Origin of the sequence: Rhodococcus sp. WY5 (assembly GCF_018588185.1) — a bacterium.
GTDB classification, from domain to species: domain Bacteria; phylum Actinomycetota; class Actinomycetes; order Mycobacteriales; family Mycobacteriaceae; genus Rhodococcus_F; species Rhodococcus_F qingshengii.
In genome coordinates this window covers 3,047,250-3,064,264 of the sequence record NZ_JAAMPR010000001.1, presented here as the reverse complement: position 1 = coordinate 3,064,264, position 17,015 = coordinate 3,047,250, and the positions used below count along the sequence as shown (strand labels likewise).

The 17,015-nt window shown below is 61.6% G+C and carries 17 protein-coding genes; 5 read left to right on the top strand and 12 right to left on the bottom strand.

From position 1 onward, the window contains the following. The first annotated feature begins 57 nt into the window (after window positions 1–57). Window positions 58–1,488, top strand: a complete 1,431-nt coding sequence (locus tag G4D79_RS14405) for an MFS transporter (RefSeq protein WP_054188751.1) — start codon at window positions 58–60, stop codon at window positions 1,486–1,488. Window positions 1,489–1,723: 235 nt separating this feature from the next. Next, window positions 1,724–2,224, top strand: a complete 501-nt coding sequence (locus G4D79_RS14400) for a nuclear transport factor 2 family protein (RefSeq protein ID WP_007726289.1) — start codon at window positions 1,724–1,726, stop codon at window positions 2,222–2,224. Here G4D79_RS14400 and G4D79_RS14395 read toward each other — a convergent pair. Beyond that, window positions 2,211–2,993 (bottom strand): DUF1906 domain-containing protein, encoded by a 783-nt coding sequence (locus G4D79_RS14395; RefSeq protein WP_042920828.1) that lies wholly within the window; start codon window positions 2,991–2,993, stop codon window positions 2,211–2,213. The two genes, G4D79_RS14400 and G4D79_RS14395, sit on opposite strands and share 14 nt — an antisense overlap. 876 nt (window positions 2,994–3,869) lie before the next feature. On the opposite strand from G4D79_RS14395, the gene G4D79_RS14390 reads away from it, so the two are divergent. Next, window positions 3,870–4,100: a hypothetical protein gene (locus tag G4D79_RS14390; protein ID WP_054801329.1), complete on the top strand. Its 231-nt coding sequence runs from the start codon at window positions 3,870–3,872 to the stop codon at window positions 4,098–4,100. Here the strand turns inward: G4D79_RS14390 and G4D79_RS14385 are convergent. The 8 genes from G4D79_RS14385 to G4D79_RS34975 all read right to left on the bottom strand — a co-directional run bounded on the left by G4D79_RS14385 (window position 4,088) and on the right by G4D79_RS34975 (window position 11,418). Next, window positions 4,088–5,029, bottom strand: a complete 942-nt coding sequence (locus G4D79_RS14385; protein ID WP_083059870.1) for an antibiotic biosynthesis monooxygenase — start codon at window positions 5,027–5,029, stop codon at window positions 4,088–4,090. The two genes, G4D79_RS14390 and G4D79_RS14385, sit on opposite strands and share 13 nt — an antisense overlap. Window position 5,030: 1 nt before the next feature. Beyond that, complete coding sequence (locus G4D79_RS14380) at window positions 5,031–6,431, bottom strand: amidohydrolase family protein (protein WP_047270336.1); 1,401 nt, start codon at window positions 6,429–6,431, stop codon at window positions 5,031–5,033. A 69-nt stretch (window positions 6,432–6,500) separates the two neighbouring features. After that, window positions 6,501–7,199: a CPBP family intramembrane glutamic endopeptidase gene (locus G4D79_RS14375; RefSeq protein WP_020908494.1), complete on the bottom strand. Its 699-nt coding sequence runs from the start codon at window positions 7,197–7,199 to the stop codon at window positions 6,501–6,503. Window positions 7,200–7,352: 153 nt separating this feature from the next. Then, a complete protein-coding gene (locus tag G4D79_RS14370; RefSeq protein WP_250887526.1) occupies window positions 7,353–8,315 on the bottom strand; it encodes an iron-siderophore ABC transporter substrate-binding protein in 963 nt (320 codons plus the stop codon). A gap of 109 nt (window positions 8,316–8,424) precedes the next feature. After that, entirely contained in the window at window positions 8,425–8,904 is a 480-nt protein-coding gene (locus G4D79_RS14365; protein ID WP_050656019.1) for a VOC family protein, read from the bottom strand. 85 nt (window positions 8,905–8,989) lie between these two features. Further along, entirely contained in the window at window positions 8,990–9,976 is a 987-nt protein-coding gene (locus tag G4D79_RS14360) for an alpha/beta hydrolase family protein (protein WP_235868027.1), read from the bottom strand. Continuing rightward, window positions 9,973–10,977 carry an alpha/beta hydrolase family protein gene (locus G4D79_RS14355; RefSeq protein WP_050656017.1) on the bottom strand — a complete coding sequence of 335 codons (1,005 nt, stop codon included), beginning with the start codon at window positions 10,975–10,977 and terminating at the stop codon, window positions 9,973–9,975. Before G4D79_RS14355 ends, G4D79_RS14360 begins: the two co-directional genes overlap by 4 nt. Before the next feature lie 315 nt (window positions 10,978–11,292). Then, on the bottom strand, window positions 11,293–11,418 hold the full coding sequence (locus G4D79_RS34975; protein WP_019744544.1) for a hypothetical protein: 126 nt from the start codon (window positions 11,416–11,418) through the stop codon (window positions 11,293–11,295). A 271-nt stretch (window positions 11,419–11,689) separates the two neighbouring features. On the opposite strand from G4D79_RS34975, the gene G4D79_RS14350 reads away from it, so the two are divergent. Continuing rightward, a complete protein-coding gene (locus G4D79_RS14350) occupies window positions 11,690–12,811 on the top strand; it encodes a winged helix DNA-binding domain-containing protein (RefSeq protein ID WP_099698905.1) in 1,122 nt (373 codons plus the stop codon). Window positions 12,812–12,925: 114 nt separating this feature from the next. Next, complete coding sequence (locus G4D79_RS14345) at window positions 12,926–14,623, top strand: fumarate hydratase (protein WP_007726313.1); 1,698 nt, start codon at window positions 12,926–12,928, stop codon at window positions 14,621–14,623. A 60-nt stretch (window positions 14,624–14,683) separates the two neighbouring features. Here G4D79_RS14345 and G4D79_RS14340 read toward each other — a convergent pair whose 3' ends face one another. From G4D79_RS14340 to G4D79_RS14330, 3 genes are read right to left on the bottom strand one after another with little or no spacing between them, the layout of a single operon-like run. Continuing rightward, complete coding sequence (locus G4D79_RS14340) at window positions 14,684–15,034, bottom strand: hypothetical protein (RefSeq protein ID WP_003945214.1); 351 nt, start codon at window positions 15,032–15,034, stop codon at window positions 14,684–14,686. 52 nt (window positions 15,035–15,086) lie between these two features. Then, window positions 15,087–15,650: a mismatch-specific DNA-glycosylase gene (locus tag G4D79_RS14335; protein ID WP_003945221.1), complete on the bottom strand. Its 564-nt coding sequence runs from the start codon at window positions 15,648–15,650 to the stop codon at window positions 15,087–15,089. Window positions 15,651–15,670: 20 nt separating this feature from the next. After that, complete coding sequence (locus G4D79_RS14330) at window positions 15,671–16,999, bottom strand: WS/DGAT domain-containing protein (RefSeq protein WP_099698906.1); 1,329 nt, start codon at window positions 16,997–16,999, stop codon at window positions 15,671–15,673. Window positions 17,000–17,015 lie beyond the last annotated feature (16 nt).

Below are 17,015 nucleotides of genomic sequence, written 5' to 3'. Positions count from 1 at the left end.
TGTAGCGTGCACACTGGGGCGAACGCACCAATCAGAACACGCCATGGCGGGAGCCGCATGTCCGTTCACGCAGGGTCGTCCAATGTCGACGAGAAAATCCCCGACACGAACTACGCATCCTCGGGTCCAGTGCTCACCGTTCTAGGACTGTGCGGAATCGTCGTCGCCTTGATGCAGACGCTGGTAGTCCCCATCATTCCGCAATTGCCGCACCTGTTGAACTCCACTCCCGCCGACACCTCGTGGGCGGTCACCGCAACACTCCTCGCCGCCGCGGTGATCACGCCGATCAGCGGGCGCCTCGGCGACATGTTCGGCAAGAAACGAATGCTGCTGGTCAGTCTCGCGATGGTCGTTCTGGGCTCGGCCATCTGCGCGATCGCACCTTCACTGATCGTGCTCGTTGTCGGCCGTGCACTTCAAGGAGCATCGGTCGGGGCAATTCCATTGGGCATAGCCATCATTCGTGACGTTCTTCCACCGAAGAAAGTGGCCGGCGCGATGGCGGTCATGAGCGCCACCCTCGGCGTCGGCGGTGCGATCGGACTGCCGATCGCCGCGGTGATCGCCCAGAATGCCAACTGGCACTTCCTCTTCGTCACATCGGCAGCGTTCGGGCTGATCTGCATCGCACTGGTTGCGTTCGTCATTCCCGAATCGACCGTACGACGCCCGGGACGTTTCGACTTCGTCGGTGCGCTCGGCCTCACCGTTGGTCTGATCACCCTGTTACTCCCCATCACCAAGGGCGGAACCTGGGGATGGGGCGACGCGAAAACCCTGGGGCTCCTTGCGGTTTCCGCGCTCAGCTTCCTGGTGTGGGGATGGTGGGAACTTCGACGCAACGCACCGCTGGTGGACCTCCGCGTATCGGCCCGGCCGCAAGTTCTCTTCACCAACTTCGCGTCGATCGCCGTCGGTTTTGCCATGTACGGCAATTCCCTGACGCTCCCCCAACTGCTCATGGCACCGACGTCCACCGGTTACGGACTCGGACTGTCCATGGTTGCAGCGGGGCTCGCACTGGCCCCCGGCGGACTCGTCATGATGGCGCTCTCGCCCGTCTCCGCTCGAATTTCGGCTTGGCGCGGCCCGCGAATCACGTTGATGCTCGGCGCCCTCGTCATCGGATTGGGTTACGCCTTCGCATATTTCACGGTGTCGAGCGTCTGGCAGGTCGCCGTGGCCGGAATGTTCATCGGAGCGGGCGTCGGGCTCTCGTACTCGGCCATGCCGGCCTTGATCATGGGCGCAGTCCCCATCACGGAATCTGCAGCCGCGAACGGACTGAACTCACTGATGCGATCGATCGGCACGTCGACGTCTGCCGCGATCGTGAGCGTCGTCCTGGCCGGAATGACCATCACCGTCGGCACCGCAGTGATCCCCTCGTTCGAGGCGTTTCGTGCCACGTTCCTGATCTCCATCGCCGCCGCCGTCGTGACGATGGTGTTCGCCGGGTTGATTCCCAAACAGAAAGTCTCGTAAGGGAATCAACCCGGCGGAGGACTCACTTCTCCGAAGAGCCTTCGATGCTGCCCGTCTGCAACTTCGACAGAAGTGTGTAGATGAAATTGATGATGATATCCACGTGGTGCCCTCTCACATAACGGGTCCCCGACCCGACAACGACGGTACCGCAGAACTCTTCTCCATCGAATCGCCGACAATCAATTCTGCAACGTGTTCTAATTTGAGGCGACGACTACCCGAGGAGCCTTTCATGACCTGGACACGCACCGAACTCGAAGACGCCTTCGCGGGTTACCAGAACACCGTTGTCGAGTGCACTCGTTCCGGCGATTGGAACGCCTTCGCGGACATGTTCACCGAGGACGTCGTCTACGTGGAACACGCTTTCGGCACCCTCAATGGCCGAGAGGCCGTACGCAAGTGGGTTACTCGCACGATGACGGAGTTCCCGGGGCACCGCATGACCGAATTCCCGGCCAACTGGTTCGTGGTCGACGAGCAGCGCGGATGGATCGTGTGCGAGATCGACAACCCGATGGAGGATCCGGGTGACGGATCCAAGCACGGAGCCGCCAACATCACGATCCTGCACTACGCCGGCAACGGACTGTGGTCTCGCGAAGAAGACGCCTACAACCCGATGAACTTCCTGTCGATGGCAAAAGCATGGTGCCTCGCCGCGGAAGCGGCGGGCACCCTCCCCGACGACGCCAAGGCCTGGCTCGCCAAATTCGGCGCTATGGTGCGATAGATCCTGTCGGCAACGAGGATCCGACCGGCTGGGCCGGACCGACCGCACCGGCCAACGACCACTGCCCGTAGTCCCGAGTGAGGATCGAGTTCAGATCCACGCCGACGCCGTCGACCTTGCGCTTGTCGATCTCGAACTGATGCAGGTTTGCCCGCGGGTGCACATACCCTGCGGGCGAGCCCCAGTTGTGCTGCCAGAACCAGGTTCCGACGCCGGCACTGATCATTGCGTCGATCACGCGAGTGTTTCCGTAGACGCCGAGCGCTCCGTTGCCGACAACCGAGGCCCACCCCTCGAGGTACGGCGCGATCAGCGTAGTGATTTCAGTACTGGTCGGGTTGTCGTCGATCGACGCGTAGATCGGGCGACCGGACGGCCCACCAGCCGCCGCATGTAGTTCGAGGCCACGGGCAGCATGACGCTTGCCCGCTTCGCGGGCCCCGCGCCAGTCCGCCGTTCCGCCCTTGCCGAATTGATAGCAAGAAACGACTTGAAGTCCGGCCGCGGTCAACGCGTCGGTTTCCCGCGCCAGTACGGGCTTGCCGACCATCCAATCGGCGCCCGGGCGCCTGTCCGAGACGTATCGAATGGCGCCCGCATACCCGGCGGCCTTGATTGCCTGAGCGGACGGCACACCGGCGGCGTAATCGAGCAGGGTCCCGAGCGAACCGGCATTGGCCACCGACGTCGTACCGCTCAATGCAGCGAGTCCGGCAGCCGCCGATCCAGCCGCTGCGTACTTGAAGAGGTTTCTTCGCGAGACGTGCACAAAGCTCCGATCATCGGCGTGTCCCGCTCGAAGTGGCGGGCAGGCAAGCTATCTTCTTTCGCTCGCATTCCACCACAGTCACATCAACCCCGCCATGCACTTGGTCAACAATGCTCACATTGTCACCAAATTGGACGCCTGACAGACAACAGTGGCCCCCGAAGGCATCGCCTTCGGGGGCCACTGAGTCGGCCTAGCGGCCGGAAGCTATCAGCTGAGCGAGGTGAAGAAGCTCAGAGCGCTGAAGAGATCAGACGCGTTGCTGAAGAAGTCGTTGAGGAAGGTGAAGGCATCCGAGAATTCTGCGCTGCTCATGCGATGTGCTCCTGTCGAAGATACGGTCCAGAGGATTGCCGCCACGTGAGTGGCTGCTGGCGATAAGAGTAGAGGCCTTCCGTTACTTCCGCGACACCAAATGTGTCCGGGACGTTACATTTCGACCCCTTCGGGGCGCGGACATACACACAGGTAACACCCACCGGCAGTGATCAAACTGTCACCTAAGGACGATTTATTGACGTATTCCGAACATCATTCCCGATAGCAGCTACCGAGCAGCATCAAACCTGTAGGCCGACCACAAGATTGGCAAGCCTTACTTAACAGGATGGGTGTTGCTCCCGATAGAGGGCGTACCAGCAGATTGGCCAAATCCCCCGCGGCAATGTAGCCACGCGAGCTTAGTGCGGGCGCAAACATTCAGCCACAGTTCGAGTTAGCGAGATCTTTACGCCGAAAACGACCGGCCCGACGGCCCGCGGGACCATACCTATCGGTCATCATGGTGACGCTATTCACACTGATTTGAGGAACTCCCGGCACCGATAACAACCGGATCTCGACACCGATTGGACGTTCGAGGGCACAGTGGAGTTCATGAACCTCACAAAGAAGAAGTCCTGGAGTGAGCTGTCACCCGCGCAACGCCGCGTCGTCGCCGTGCTCGCAACGATTCAGTCCCTGTTGGCGATCGCCGCGTGGACAGACCTGGCGCGACGCCCTGCCGATACGGTCAACGGCAGCAAGAAGAAGTGGGCGGCGATCATCTTCGTCAACTTCTTCGGGCCACTCACCTACTTCCGCCGAGGCCGGATTCAGTCGAAGTAGTCCCAGAACTGCAGCCACTTCACCGACGCGAAGAGCGTCAGAGTCACTGCGTACACCGCAATTACCGCCGCGACGCCGCGCCAGTTGGTGCGGGGAACGGCGCCGTCGACCGGGTCCAGCCAATGACGGAACCATCTCGTGACCGTCGGCATCAGGAACCACGTCATGGCGCCGACGCTGACTATCTGGCTCAACCACATCGACAGCCACGGCGGCGCTCCGATCCCGTCGAGCAACGGCCCGAGAAACCTCGACAGCGTCATCACCGTCGGATAGAGGACGAGCAGGATGATCATCGCCGTCTTCCAATTCGGCGTCGCGCGAGTCTGCCCGTTCTCCGTACGCAGAATGGTGCCGAACGGTGTCGACCGCGTGGTCTCGGTGAAGTCCTCGGCCAACTCGGCCCGCAGTTTCGGTAGTGCTGCGGCCCTCTCGGGCGACGCCATCCACACCGCCAACTGCTGCTCTGTCCGAAACCGAAGGACGGACTTCCACTGGGTGGAGTCGGTGACCGACCGCATCAACATCACCGACTCGTAGCCGGAGAATCGCGAACTGAGATCGATGAGGTGTCGTTGCGTTCGCAGAAACTCGTTCTCCTTACCCACGACGACGGCGTGGTCGTACACACCGATACCGGGCGGCGGCAGCACGCCGTCGATCAGAACGAGATCACTCGTCTGCGCCAGAATTCCCGTTGCAGCAGCTGATCTTTCGAGATCGCGGCGATCAGTCGACTCCAGCCAACGATGAAGATCGTCGGCACTGTCGAACGTGACGGACACGCCGTGCGACACCGGTTCCGGTTGATCACTGATGCCACAGCTCAGGTAGCCGTCGAATCGACCGGCGGTCTCGGCCGCACGCTCGACCCACGCCCGGAATCCCGAACTCGTTCGGTGGTACCCGGTGATGGCAGTTGCGGACACGTCAGCCCGATATCCGGCGCCCTTGCACGTACACGTGCGCAATCGCGGGCTCGCGCATCGCCATCAGGAGCCCGAAGAGCGTCTGGTCGCGGGCGAGTATCGGATCATCCGAACGCGTTCCGTAGCTGACGAGCCCGGCGAGCGGCGGCCACCCGGACGGATCGATCACCAGGAAGTCGGCCTCTTTGCCCTCGTCGAAGTTGCCGATCCGGTTCTCCATGTCCAGCGCGCGAGCACCGGCGAGTGTTCCGGTGAACAGCAGTTCGGCAGGGTGCATCGACACTCCGTCGTCGCCGGCTTCGGAGATGTGAACCTTGAAGGCGTCGCCGAGGACTCGGGTGAGCAGGCACTCGTCGCCGCCACCGAAGTCCGATCCGATCGCGATGTTGACCCCTGACGCAACGGTTCGTTTCCACGGCATGGTGCCGGAGCCGAGAAACTGCTGGGAAGTAGGGCAGTGTGCGATCGAGGTTCCGGTCTCGGCCATTCGTGCGAGTTCGGAGTCCTGGCAGTGCACCGAGTGCGCGAGTATCGCGCGTGGACCCAGGAAGCTCTTTCCGCCGACCTGTGAGCCGGGGAGGAACTTGCCGTCGTACGTGTCGAGATAGGTCTCGACCTCGTACTCGGCGAGTGTGGTTGCCACCTCGCCGGTTCCGGGCCGATTGTTCTCGTTGAGATGACTGTGGAAGTAGACGCCCCGGTCACGGACGGAGTCGTACAACTCCCCCAAGTCCTTCAGCGTCCGTGTTGTCACCGCGAGAGAGAAGCGGGGAACCACTGCGACGTGAACGAGCGCAGTGTTCACGTCGCCGGTGTCGGCCGCGTGCCACTTGTCGATCTCCTCGCGGGTGAGTCTGATCGCGTCCTCTTCCGAGGTGATCAGTGCAGCGGCGGAGGCCGGGCCGGTGGTCTGAATCCCGCGTCCGCTGACCACTCGAAGGCCGCGTTCCAGAGTTTCCGAGAACAGGGCGTCCTGCGCGTGCGGGAAGGCCGATCCGAACACCATCGCGGCCGTGGTTCCCGTGGCGATTCGGCGAGCGCAGAAGGCCTCGGCAGCGTGCTGGGCGAATTCCGGATCAGCGAATCTCGATTCGGAGGGAAAGACGCACAGGTCGAGCCACTCGAGGAGTTGGCCGCCGCCGTAGGCGTCGCCGGCGTAGGTCTGCGGGAAATGAATGTGTGCATCGACGAATCCGGGCAGCAGGAAACCCGGTCGGTGGTCGTGGGTTTCAGCGCCTTCGAGACCGCTCGGGAGTGATCCGAATTCTCCGCAGTAGACGATCGTTCCGGCATCGTCGATCGCCAAGACGCCGTCGGGGATCGAGACGAGCGACTGCGCCGCATCCTCTACCGTCGGACGACCGGAGATGTGGAAGACATGGCCTCGATGAAGGTGCGTCACTTACTGAGCAAAGCACAAAACTACCCGGCGCCGCGCGGCGAATGCTGTCCTTTTTGTCAGATATTGGGATCAAGCAAGAGTTGCATGCCAAACAAGAGCCGCAGCCAGTGCACCTGCACCATTCAACGACCAATGCAGAGCAATCGGCGCAATCAGGCTGCCGCTGCGATGACGAAGCCAGGTGAACACGAGACCGGCCGCAGCGGTGGCGAGAACAGCTCCGAGGATGCCGGCGACCTGGCCGACGACTCCGGTACCGAGAAAGCCGGACAGCCCTTCGTTACCGCTGGTCAAACCCATCGACGACGCGATGTGCCACAGTCCGAACATCAGAGAACCGGCAGCGGCGACGCCGCGGAATCCACTGACCCGGTTCAACGTGCCGTGCAGGACGCCACGGAAAGCCAACTCTTCGGGAATGACGGTCTGCAGCGGGATCACGATCATCGACGCGATGATCGCGCCGGAAATAGTGGCGTAGCGATCCGCCATGAAGAAAGGACGTGTGAGCGGAAGCAGAGCGCCGACGGCGACAACGGTCAGGACCAGGCCGACGGCAGCAAGCGCGTACTTCGAACCTCGCCGCAGGTCACGAGGGGACAGCCCCAATTCCGCCCACCCCATTCCCCGGCGCTTGGTGAGCGCCAACAGGACGAGAGCAGAGATGGGTACCGTCGCGATGCTTGCCCAGGCGGTGGTGAAATGCGCGATCAGATTGGTTCCCACCAGCACCACGATCACAACAGCGATATCCACGTATGCATGCATCCGCGGAAAACGAGGAGCGGTCGCTTCGATCTCCACTGGGCCGCCGCTCGTTAGCTGAAAGTTCACTTTTTCCAGTGTACTGACGCACGAGAACTGCCCGCCACTGTTTGCGAACACGCTCACAGTGACGGGCAGGTCCCGAAACAGCTCTGATCAGGCGACGAGCGTGCTCGCAAACTTCGGAACGGCGTTGTCGATTGCGTAGGTCAACCCCGGTACCGAGCCACTCGAGAACGCATTGACGAGTGCCGGGTCATCGAGGATCAACAGATGTCCCTCCTGGGCCGACGGGATTGCGCGCAGTAGCGGATCGTTCGCAAACGCACTGCTGTCGAGGAAGATCGGCAACAGCACGGTCAGGTCGGCGTCGAACAGATTCAGGTTCTCGTTGGCAACCGGGATGTAGAAGTTTCCGGTGGCTTTTTCGGTGATCGCCGTCGGGATCGTGAAGCCGAGACGGGTCATGAAGTCTGCGCGTGCGTCGCCGGGTACGTACGCGCCGTAACCGTCGGTACTGTAGGCGCCGACGGCCGCTGTCTTACCCGCAAAACTCGGATTGGCGGCAATTGCAGCGTCGAACTTGGCGTCGAGGCCGGACAGTAGCGCCTTTCCTTCTGCTTCCTTGCCGAGAGCCTTCGCGACGAGTTCGGTCTGCTGCTCGACCGTCGTCCCGTACGCAGTGGACAGACCCGGCGGCGGCCCGACCGTCGGCGCGATGGCGCTGAGCTTGTCGTAGGTGGCCCGCGTGTTGTCGCTTCTCGTCCACAAAATCAGGTCCGGGTCGAGAGCAATGACGTCCTCGATGCTCAGGTCCATGGTTCCGAGGATCTTCGGGTCCGTGGTGAACTCGTCCGCAATCCAGGGTCCGACGCCCTTGCCACCGAACGCCATCCAGTCCGCGACGCCCACTGGTTGAGTGCCCAGAGCGAGTGCCGTCTCGGCGTCCGACCAACCGAGCGCGACGACGCGCTCCGGGTTGGCCGGGACCTCGACGTCACCGAACATGGTCGAGACGGTTGCTCCCGCCTCCGCGGGTGCGTCAGCGCTGTCGCTGCTGCAGCCGGCAAGTCCGGCGACGGCGAGCGAGTCCGCCAAGGCGGTGACTGCAATCTTCATTCGAGAGACTTTGATTCGCATGGTTACCAGCACTCCTCCAACGCTCAGCGAGAATTAGGGAAGGCTAGCATCAGCTAACGAAGGCTGTCGCCCATCGGCCAGATCGTGTTCAGGACGCGTCTGCGGCCCGTTCGAGCTCCGCGATGTCGATCTTCTTCATCTTCATCATCGCGTCCGTGGCGCGTTGCGCCTTGGCCCGATCCGGATCCTTCATCAGTTCGAGAAGGCGATTCGGGACTACCTGCCAGGACAATCCGAACTTGTCCTTGGCCCATCCGCACGGGCCCTCTTCCCCATCCTCGGTCAGCCTGGACCAGTAGTGATCGACCTCAGCCTGATCGACGCACGGAATTTCGAAAGACACTGCTTCCGAGAACGTGAACATCGGCCCGCCGTTCAATCCGGTGAATCGCTGACCGCCGAGTTCGAAGCTGACGGTCATCACCGAGCCTGCCGGCATTCCGGAGGGCGATCCCTCGACGTACCTTTCGATTCCGAGTATCTGCCCGGAACCGAACACCGAGATGTAGAAGTTGGCTGCTTCTTCTGCTTGGTTGTCGAACCACAAACAGGGAGTGATGGAAGGCATGTTCTGTCCTTGTCGGAGAGGTTACGAAACAGGTGTACAGGGTTATAGACCCGACCCGAAACGAAAACTCATCGCCAGGAACTGCTCAAGCGGACAACGCAGATTCGAGCATCGGCCAGGAACGAACGAGTTCGTCGCGCCAGTACGGCCAACCGTGCGTCCCCACCGGCTGAGCGCTGCGGGTGACATCGACTCCGCGATCACGCAACACCTGAGTGATCTGGTCGGTGCACAGGTTCGATCCCAGTTCCATGACCCCGCCAACGACCAATACCCGGCCCAGGGCAGGAGTATCGAGAGTTTCGTGCGGACCTGGTAGTCCCGATCCCGAGGCGAGATACACCTTGGTGCCGCGCAGCTTGTCGGCATTGGCGAAGATGTCGTGCTCTTGCCAAGCCTCACTGCCGGCCGGACCCCACATCTGCTCCGAACGGGCATTTCCGTTGATCACCACAAGATCGGTCAACGCCTTGCCGAATCCCCCGACAGTTGTGTAGCAGCCGCTGTAGCCGGCGACCGCGTCGTACAACCCGGCTGAGCGCTGGGCCAGAATCAGCGCGGCTTCTGCGCCCATCGAAATCCCGCCGATTGCGTTGTGCCCGTTGGTGGCGAACCTCGTGTCGATCAGTGGGGGAAGCTCTTTCGTCAGGAACGTCTCCCACTTCAGACGACCGAATTTCGGGTGGTCTTCCTGCCAATCGGTGTACATGGTGCCGGTTCCACCGATGGGGAGTACGACTTTCACGTTTTTGTCGGCAAAGAACGGGACGATATCGCCGTTAGCCGGAGCCAGCCAGTTGTTCTCTTCGATCTGCCCGGAATTGCCGTCCAGGAGATACAGCGTCCCGCGCGGTTCCGAGCGGTCGGCAGGAAGCAGCACTTTCACCTGCATGGTGCGCCCCATGGCGGGACTCGCGACGTCGAGAAGAACCAAGCGCGAAGACAGTTCGGTGACACTCGTTATCTTCGGGGTCTCGTCGGCGAGCGCGGTCGAGGGCAACGCAAGTAGTGAAATCAAGGCGAGCGCGCCGACGAGAACGACGCTTCGAAGGCTTGCTCGATGGGGCCTCACACGCCGAGCGACGCGGCGATCATCGGCCACGAGTCGTGTAAGTCGTCTTCCCAGTATCCCCATGAATGCGTTCCTGCCGGCTTGAAGTTGTAGCGAATGTTGTTCATACCCAATGCGTTCGTCCTGTCCGCAAGCTGGGTGGTGCAGTAGTGAGTTGCCGCCTCGATTCCGCCACCGAGAACAAGTTGCAACGCCAAATCTGTGACGTCGTTGTCGATCCGCGGATCGGCAAGTGTGTCGTACGGACCCGGAATTCCGGTTGCTGTTGTGATGTACATAGGGACTCGAGGTAGCTTGTCCGCGTTGACAACCGGATCGTGAGCCGGCCAACCCGGACCATGGTACGGACCCCACATGTTTTCCGCGTCACCCCCACCCACGGCGACCACGAGTTTCACGAAGTTCTGCCCGATGCCCGGACTCGTCATCGCGCACCCGCTGAAGGACCCGACACTGTTGTACAGCGCGGGCGCCGCCATAGCCAGATCCAGTACCGACGTGCCTGCCATCGACAGGCCTGCCAGTGCGTTCTCGCCGGTCGTCGCGAACATTGAATCAATGACTGGCGGTAGTTCTTCCGTCAGGAACGTGGTCCACATGTTGACCCCGTTGTTGTTGCCGGATTTCGCGAGGCCGGGGTCCGGCCGCTCCCAATCGGTGTAATAGCTGAATGCTCCACCGAGAGGCGTGACCACGTTGACGTGCTTGTCCGCGAAGAACTTCGGTGCGTCGGTCCGCACCGACCACGTCGCGTCGTCTTTTCCTCCGTCTACTCCGTTGAGTAGGTAGAGCGTCGGAGCAGGCGTCGAAGTATCAGCCGGCCGCAAGACCTGCAACGGAATGTCGCGCCCCATCGACTGTGAGTACACCGAGATGTCGACCAGCCTGCTGTCCGCCGACTGAGCGTGACCCGGTGCGGTGAGGAGCTGGAGCCCACACACTGCCGTGGCCAACGCCACGAAGACACGGAAAACCGTTCGTAACGCACGAGTCTCGATCATCCGGGTCACTCTCTTCCGCAGCGGAACCTTTCGAACGGTACCGCCTGAAACAGGCAAACCCGACGTGATCGGAAATACTCGATCCGGTCGACACGGAAAGGCTCACGCACCGAGTGCGTGAGCCTTTCTCGTCAGACGACGCTTACTTGGGCGTAACCGTGCCGCCGCTGAGCGTGGTCAGTGCGTCGACGAGACGCTGACCGAGGTTGTTGACGCTTCCGATGGCTTCACCGAGAGATCCCATGAGTTTCCTCCTGCAGTTTGTCGAAATTGAAGTAACTACACCCGGAGCGGGCGTGGCAATGTCGCGCTGAATTAGGGGGTGGGGTCCTTGGAGATGGTCTCTACCGATCCCATGAAGGTCTTGAGCAGACCGTCAGCGCTGAACAGTGATCCCAGGCCCTGAACAACAGCGCCGAGAATTCCTTCCATTGAACCCATGCGAATCTCCTTGAGAGGTCAGAGGTCAGCTGCCAAAAGCACCCGACAGTGCTGTGACAGCTGCGTCACATCTGTAATGTATCCGTGACGTGGGTAACAGTAATCATACGAACGACCAGTTGGCAAAGGATTCCGACAATGGGGTCATTATTTCGACTAATAAGGTCTGCTACTGAAAAAATTCCGGCCAATCGGTCGAATTTGACCAATTCTGTCGCCGCATTGATCAACCGCCCCAAATCGTGCGGTTACCCACCAGTAAACTGAAATCATGTCTAGCGCAACCTCACTCACGCAGGTAGCTAATTTCCGGTGGCACCGCCATCAACTCGACCGAGCGGTTGTCGGTGACGCCGATCACAGCGATTGCAGCATTCTCGATCTCGGGATTCAGAACACCGGACCTGACGGAGCCGCCTGGGCCCTGCGGATCCGCGGCGTCCGCGTCGACGCCACTGAGCTCGCTCTTGCCTGGACGTTGCGCGGAGCCCCCCACTATTACCGTCGGGGCGACCTGCCTGCCGTCGCCGCCGCCACGTCGCCGTTCAGCGAAGCCGATGCAGCCAAGCGCATTTACGACGCGAATCGGCCCCTGAAGGCCGCCGGCATCCCGACGCTGACTGCCCTGCAAACAGTTGCTGCTGCGATGCGGGACATCGTCTCGAAACCAACCGTCAAGGGCGAGATGTCCGCGCAATTGACCACGCGGGTCACCGAGCCCTATCTGAGATTCTGCCGCCCGTGCAATGCCACTCATCTGTACGAGATGCCGTTCCGGCTCGCGGCACTCCAGGCAGGCCTCGAGCTACAGCCGGACACATCTCCCCCAGTGCTCGAACGCATTCCGGGTTGGCGCCGACGCCCATTCAGCGCCACGGGCGCAGACGCAGATTCCCGCTTCGACTTGATCCGGGGTTATCTGCGGTTCTACGGCCCCGCGTCTCCTGCTCACGTCGCGTCGTTTCTCGATGCTCCGGTCAGGGACGTCAAAGCCCACTGGCCAGTCGATGCCGAGGAGATCGAGGTGAACGGCGAGAAGCGGTGGATTCTCGAACAGGACCGCGAAGACTTGTTCGGCTCCCCCACCGATTCGAGTACGCGCTTGCTCGGGCCTTTCGATCCGTATGTACAGCTCAAGGATCGGGAGACCCTGGTTCCCGATCCGACCGCCCAGAAGACGGTGTGGCCGACCCTCGGGCGACCGGGCACGGTGGTGGTCGGTGGCACGATCACCGGATTGTGGCGACCACGAGCATCCGGAAAGAAGCTGAAGGTCGCGATCACCCCGTGGGGAACGTGGTCACGATCGGCCCGCGCAGCAGTGGCCGAGCAGGCCGAAATACTTGCCGAATTTCGCGGCGTCGAGCTCTCCGAACTGGTCGAAGTATCTTGATCGAGCCAGTGGCATCCGGATAATTCCAGCTCACACCCGCCCCGATTCGGAGAAGGAAACCCCCAACGATAACCTGAATGCGACCTTCGCACGCACCCTTGTTCAGGAGAGATGATGGCCGACTTCCTCTATGAGGACCTGTTGCCGATCGGTGATGACACCACCGAGTACCGATTGCTCACCACCGAAGGGGTGTCGACAGTCGAGGGACCGGACGGCCGCACCTTCCTGCAGGTCGAGCCGGAAGCGATGCGCTTGCTGACTGAAACGGCGCTGCACGACATCTCTCATTACCTGCGCACGGATCACCTGACGCAACTCGCGAGCATCCTCGACGATCCCGAAGCGTCGAACAACGACAAGTTCGTCGCGCTCGATCTGCTCAAGAACGCCAATATCGCCGCTGCCGGCGTTCTGCCGATGTGCCAGGACACCGGAACCGCCATCGTCATGGGCAAGCGTGGACAGCATGTGCTCACCCCCGGCGACGACGAGAAGTCCATTGCCCGCGGTGTCTACGACGCCTACACGCGTCTGAACCTGCGCTACTCGCAGAACGCCCCCATCACGATGTGGGACGAGAAGAACACTGGCAACAACTTGCCCGCGCAGATCGAGCTGTACGCCGATACTGCTGCCGGACATGAGAACTCGTACAAGTTCCTCTTCATGGCCAAGGGCGGCGGCAGCGCCAACAAGTCCTACCTGTACCAGGAAACCAAAGCGATCCTGAACCCCGACTCGATGATGCAGTTCCTCGAGGCGAAGATCCGCTCACTCGGCACCGCGGCCTGCCCGCCGTACCACCTCGCGATCGTCGTCGGCGGTACCTCGGCCGAGTTCGCGATGAAGACGGCCAAGTACGCGTCCGCGCACTACCTCGACGAATTGCCCACCGAAGGCGCCATCACGGGCCGCGGCTTCCGCGATCACGAACTCGAGAAGAAGGTCTTCGAGCTCACGCAGAAGATCGGCATCGGCGCACAGTTCGGCGGTAAGTACTTCTGCCACGACGTCCGCGTCGTTCGACTCCCCCGCCACGGCGCTTCGTTGCCCGTCGCCATTGCGGTGTCCTGCTCGGCAGATCGACAGGCGAAGGCCAAGATCACCCCGGAGGGCGTGTTCCTGGAACAGCTCGAATTCAACCCGGGCCGTTTCCTGCCCGAGGTCACGGACGCTCAGCTCGACGAAGAGACGGATGGCATTTCGGGTACCGGCAAGGGCGCTGCGGTCAAGATCGATCTGACCAAGCCGATGTCGGAGATCCTGGCCGAGCTCTCCAAGCACCCGGTGAAGACTCGTCTCTCCTTGACCGGTCCGCTCGTCGTGGCACGCGACATCGCGCACGCCAAGATCAAGGAACGCCTCGACGCAGGCGAAGAGATGCCGCAGTATCTCAAGGATCACCCGGTGTACTACGCCGGCCCCGCCAAGACGCCCGACGGCATGGCGTCCGGTTCGTTCGGCCCGACCACGGCCGGCCGTATGGACTCGTACGTCGAGCAGTTCCAGGCCGCCGGTGGCTCGATGATCATGCTGGCCAAGGGAAACCGCTCCAAGCAGGTCACCGACGCCTGCAACTCGCACGGCGGTTTCTACCTCGGGTCGATCGGTGGACCGGCCGCTCGCCTGGCGCTCGACTGCATCAAGAAGGTCGACATCCTCGAGTACGCCGAACTGGGAATGGAAGCCGTCTGGAAGATCGACGTCGAGGACTTCCCCGCCTTCATCGTCGTCGACGACAAGGGCAACGACTTCTTTGCGCACACCGGTGAAGTGACCCTGACGATCGGCAAGCGTCCGGGTCTGTAGACACGTCAACAGCAAAGAGCCCCGGCGAGTTTCGATCGCCGGGGCTCTTTTGTGTCTTTGTCAGGTCCAGAGCGCGGCCACGAATACGGTCACGATCGACAAACCGCCGACGACGTGTACCAGATTCGGATTGGGCTGGCCCTTCTTCTGCTTCGCCCGGGTGATCTCGGCAAGCGCCACGATGACCAGCGAAAGCACCAGCTTCACAGCGATCTTCGCGTGAATGTAGTTCTTGTCCAGGGCGCCTTCGCCCAACCCGACGATGATCAGGCCGGACACGAACTGCATCCTGGCACCCCACACCATGACCTCGGTGATCGAAGGAGCCTTGAGGACGGTGAAGTAGCTACCGACCAGGGCAGCCATGCCGAGTAGGTGAATCACTACAAAGACGTTGTATAGAACAGACATACAAGCACTTTAACTTGTACCTTGTTCTGGCCGAACGGAACTGCGACTTCTCTCAGAGAATTCCGGCTTCGGATGCGGCGGAACGATATTTCGCTGCCAAGGTGTCCACCGTCTCGTGTGCGTTGAGACCACTGGGATTGGGCACGATCCACAGTTTTGCCCCCTCGAAATCACGGTCCTGACGCCCGGCCTTCGCCTTCTTGTCACCGAAAGCTGTTCGATAGGCGGTGATCCCGGCGAAGGCAACGACTACTGGATTGGTTGCGCGCACGATGTTTCGGACCCGAACTCCGCCAGTTGCGAGTTCCTCCGACGTCAATTCATCGGCGCGCGCAGTTGCCCGCACCGCCAAATTGGTGATGCCCACTCCCCGATCGATCAGATGCTGTGTGTCAGCGTCCGACATACCCGCGGAAGGATCGATCGCATGCTCGATTATGCCTGCCCGCAACAGTGCCGGATAGAACCGATTACCCGGTCTGGCGAAATGCGCGCCGGTCGCCGCCGTCCACAGTCCCGGATTGATACCGACGAATAACAGCCGGCAATCCGGCCCGATCAGATCCTCGATCTCGGCGTCTCGGAACGATTCCAGTTCGGCGCGCGTGAATCCCATGCAGCCAGTACATCAGGCCGTCACGACAGCGCTTCGCGCACCTCGTCGATCGCGTCGTGCATCATCTGCTCGTACACATCGATGTCCGGAATCGAGGCCGGACTGCTGGTGATGCTGATCGTCACAGTGTCCCCGATCCCGTGTACGCCGTGGGTCAACGACATGACCGGCGACAAACTCGGGAAGCCCGCTGTGAACCGAACGACGCCGCCTCCGAGCACCAGATCCGCGTCACCGCGCGCGACACTCGACACCACGGTGTTTCCAGTGACCTCGTCGGGTACTGCCGTGAAATCGTATTGCTGCACGCCCCAACGGACCAGCGGGCCGGGAACCGCGTTCAGCGCGAGATCCGACGCTGCGCTGGATGGATGGGACGCACGTGCGCGACGCTCGTCCATCGACTCCTTGATCAATTGGGCTCGCTCACGAAGATCATCGACTTCCGGGAACAGTCCGACACCTGCATTGCGGAAGTGATTGCGCGCCGTGGGTGTACCTGCTTTGGCGATGGTCACCTCAGCTCCCAATTCCGGCGGTACCGAGCCGTCTCGCTCGGTGAGGTAGTTCGCCATCGCTACCGAGATGGCTGTCATCGCTCCGACTGTGACGGATACGCCGTCGCCACGGAAATCTGCGCTGTCCCGCACGACCATGCGCACCAGTCGGTGCGGTCCGGGAGGGATGTTCGAGCGCACCTTCGGACGGCTCGCCGCCTGCGGCGCAACAACTCCCGATTCGGTGTCCGCCTGCAGCTGTAACTGCGCGCGGTGCCCCGCCCGGCCGTCGCGGAACAGCGAAACGAGTTGGCCCGGAAGGCGCAGGGCGGCGCGGCCCAGAATCTCGGCTGATCCGCTACGCCGCACGTCCGTCTTCTGCTTCGCGGGCGGTTGCGGCGAGAACAGTTGGCGAGCAATCGCCGACGCGCGTTTGCCGTCCGCCAGAGAATGAGCGACCTGCAGAACTGCGATCAGCGCCGGGCCACTGCAGCGCGGCACGCCGGTGACGCCGTGAAACAGGTGCAGCGTCCACGGGGACTCGCGCGGGTCGATGTGGTTCTCGAGTAGTTTCTCGATTCCGTGAATGCACGAGAGCCACGAGTTTTCGGGCAGCTCATGCACTCTCACCAAGGAGGCGTCGACCGGCATGGGCTCCCACACCGGATAGTCGAGGTGCCACGGCGATTCACGAATCCGAACATTGAGATCCGGAATGAGCGACGCTCTTTCCACCACCGAGCGTCGTAGCTCGTCCATGTGCTGGCTCTGCCCGTCGAAACAGTAGAGCAGCAGCTGATCGTTCGGGATCTTCTCCGAAATCCAGAAGGTTTGGGCATCGGTGGGCGTCATCCGTAACACCGGGAGA

What these genes read in the sequence shown, in the direction of transcription:
- G4D79_RS14405 (WP_054188751.1), top strand. Translation starts at nt 58, where the DNA reads ATGTCCGTTCACGCAGGGTCGTCCAATGTCGACGAGAAAATCCCCGAC.
- G4D79_RS14400 (WP_007726289.1), top strand. Translation starts at nt 1,724, where the DNA reads ATGACCTGGACACGCACCGAACTCGAAGACGCCTTCGCGGGTTACCAG.
- G4D79_RS14390 (WP_054801329.1), top strand. Translation starts at nt 3,870, where the DNA reads ATGAACCTCACAAAGAAGAAGTCCTGGAGTGAGCTGTCACCCGCGCAA.
- G4D79_RS14375 (WP_020908494.1), bottom strand. Translation starts at nt 7,199, where the DNA reads ATGCATGCATACGTGGATATCGCTGTTGTGATCGTGGTGCTGGTGGGA.
- G4D79_RS14370 (WP_250887526.1), bottom strand. Translation starts at nt 8,315, where the DNA reads ATGAAGATTGCAGTCACCGCCTTGGCGGACTCGCTCGCCGTCGCCGGA.
- G4D79_RS14365 (WP_050656019.1), bottom strand. Translation starts at nt 8,904, where the DNA reads ATGCCTTCCATCACTCCCTGTTTGTGGTTCGACAACCAAGCAGAAGAA.
- G4D79_RS14355 (WP_050656017.1), bottom strand. Translation starts at nt 10,977, where the DNA reads ATGATCGAGACTCGTGCGTTACGAACGGTTTTCCGTGTCTTCGTGGCG.
- G4D79_RS34975 (WP_019744544.1), bottom strand. Translation starts at nt 11,418, where the DNA reads ATGGGTTCAATGGAAGGAATTCTCGGCGCTGTTGTTCAGGGCCTGGGA.
- G4D79_RS14350 (WP_099698905.1), top strand. Translation starts at nt 11,690, where the DNA reads ATGTCTAGCGCAACCTCACTCACGCAGGTAGCTAATTTCCGGTGGCAC.
- G4D79_RS14345 (WP_007726313.1), top strand. Translation starts at nt 12,926, where the DNA reads ATGGCCGACTTCCTCTATGAGGACCTGTTGCCGATCGGTGATGACACC.
- G4D79_RS14340 (WP_003945214.1), bottom strand. Translation starts at nt 15,034, where the DNA reads ATGTCTGTTCTATACAACGTCTTTGTAGTGATTCACCTACTCGGCATG.
- G4D79_RS14335 (WP_003945221.1), bottom strand. Translation starts at nt 15,650, where the DNA reads ATGGGATTCACGCGCGCCGAACTGGAATCGTTCCGAGACGCCGAGATC.
- G4D79_RS14330 (WP_099698906.1), bottom strand. Translation starts at nt 16,999, where the DNA reads ATGACGCCCACCGATGCCCAAACCTTCTGGATTTCGGAGAAGATCCCG.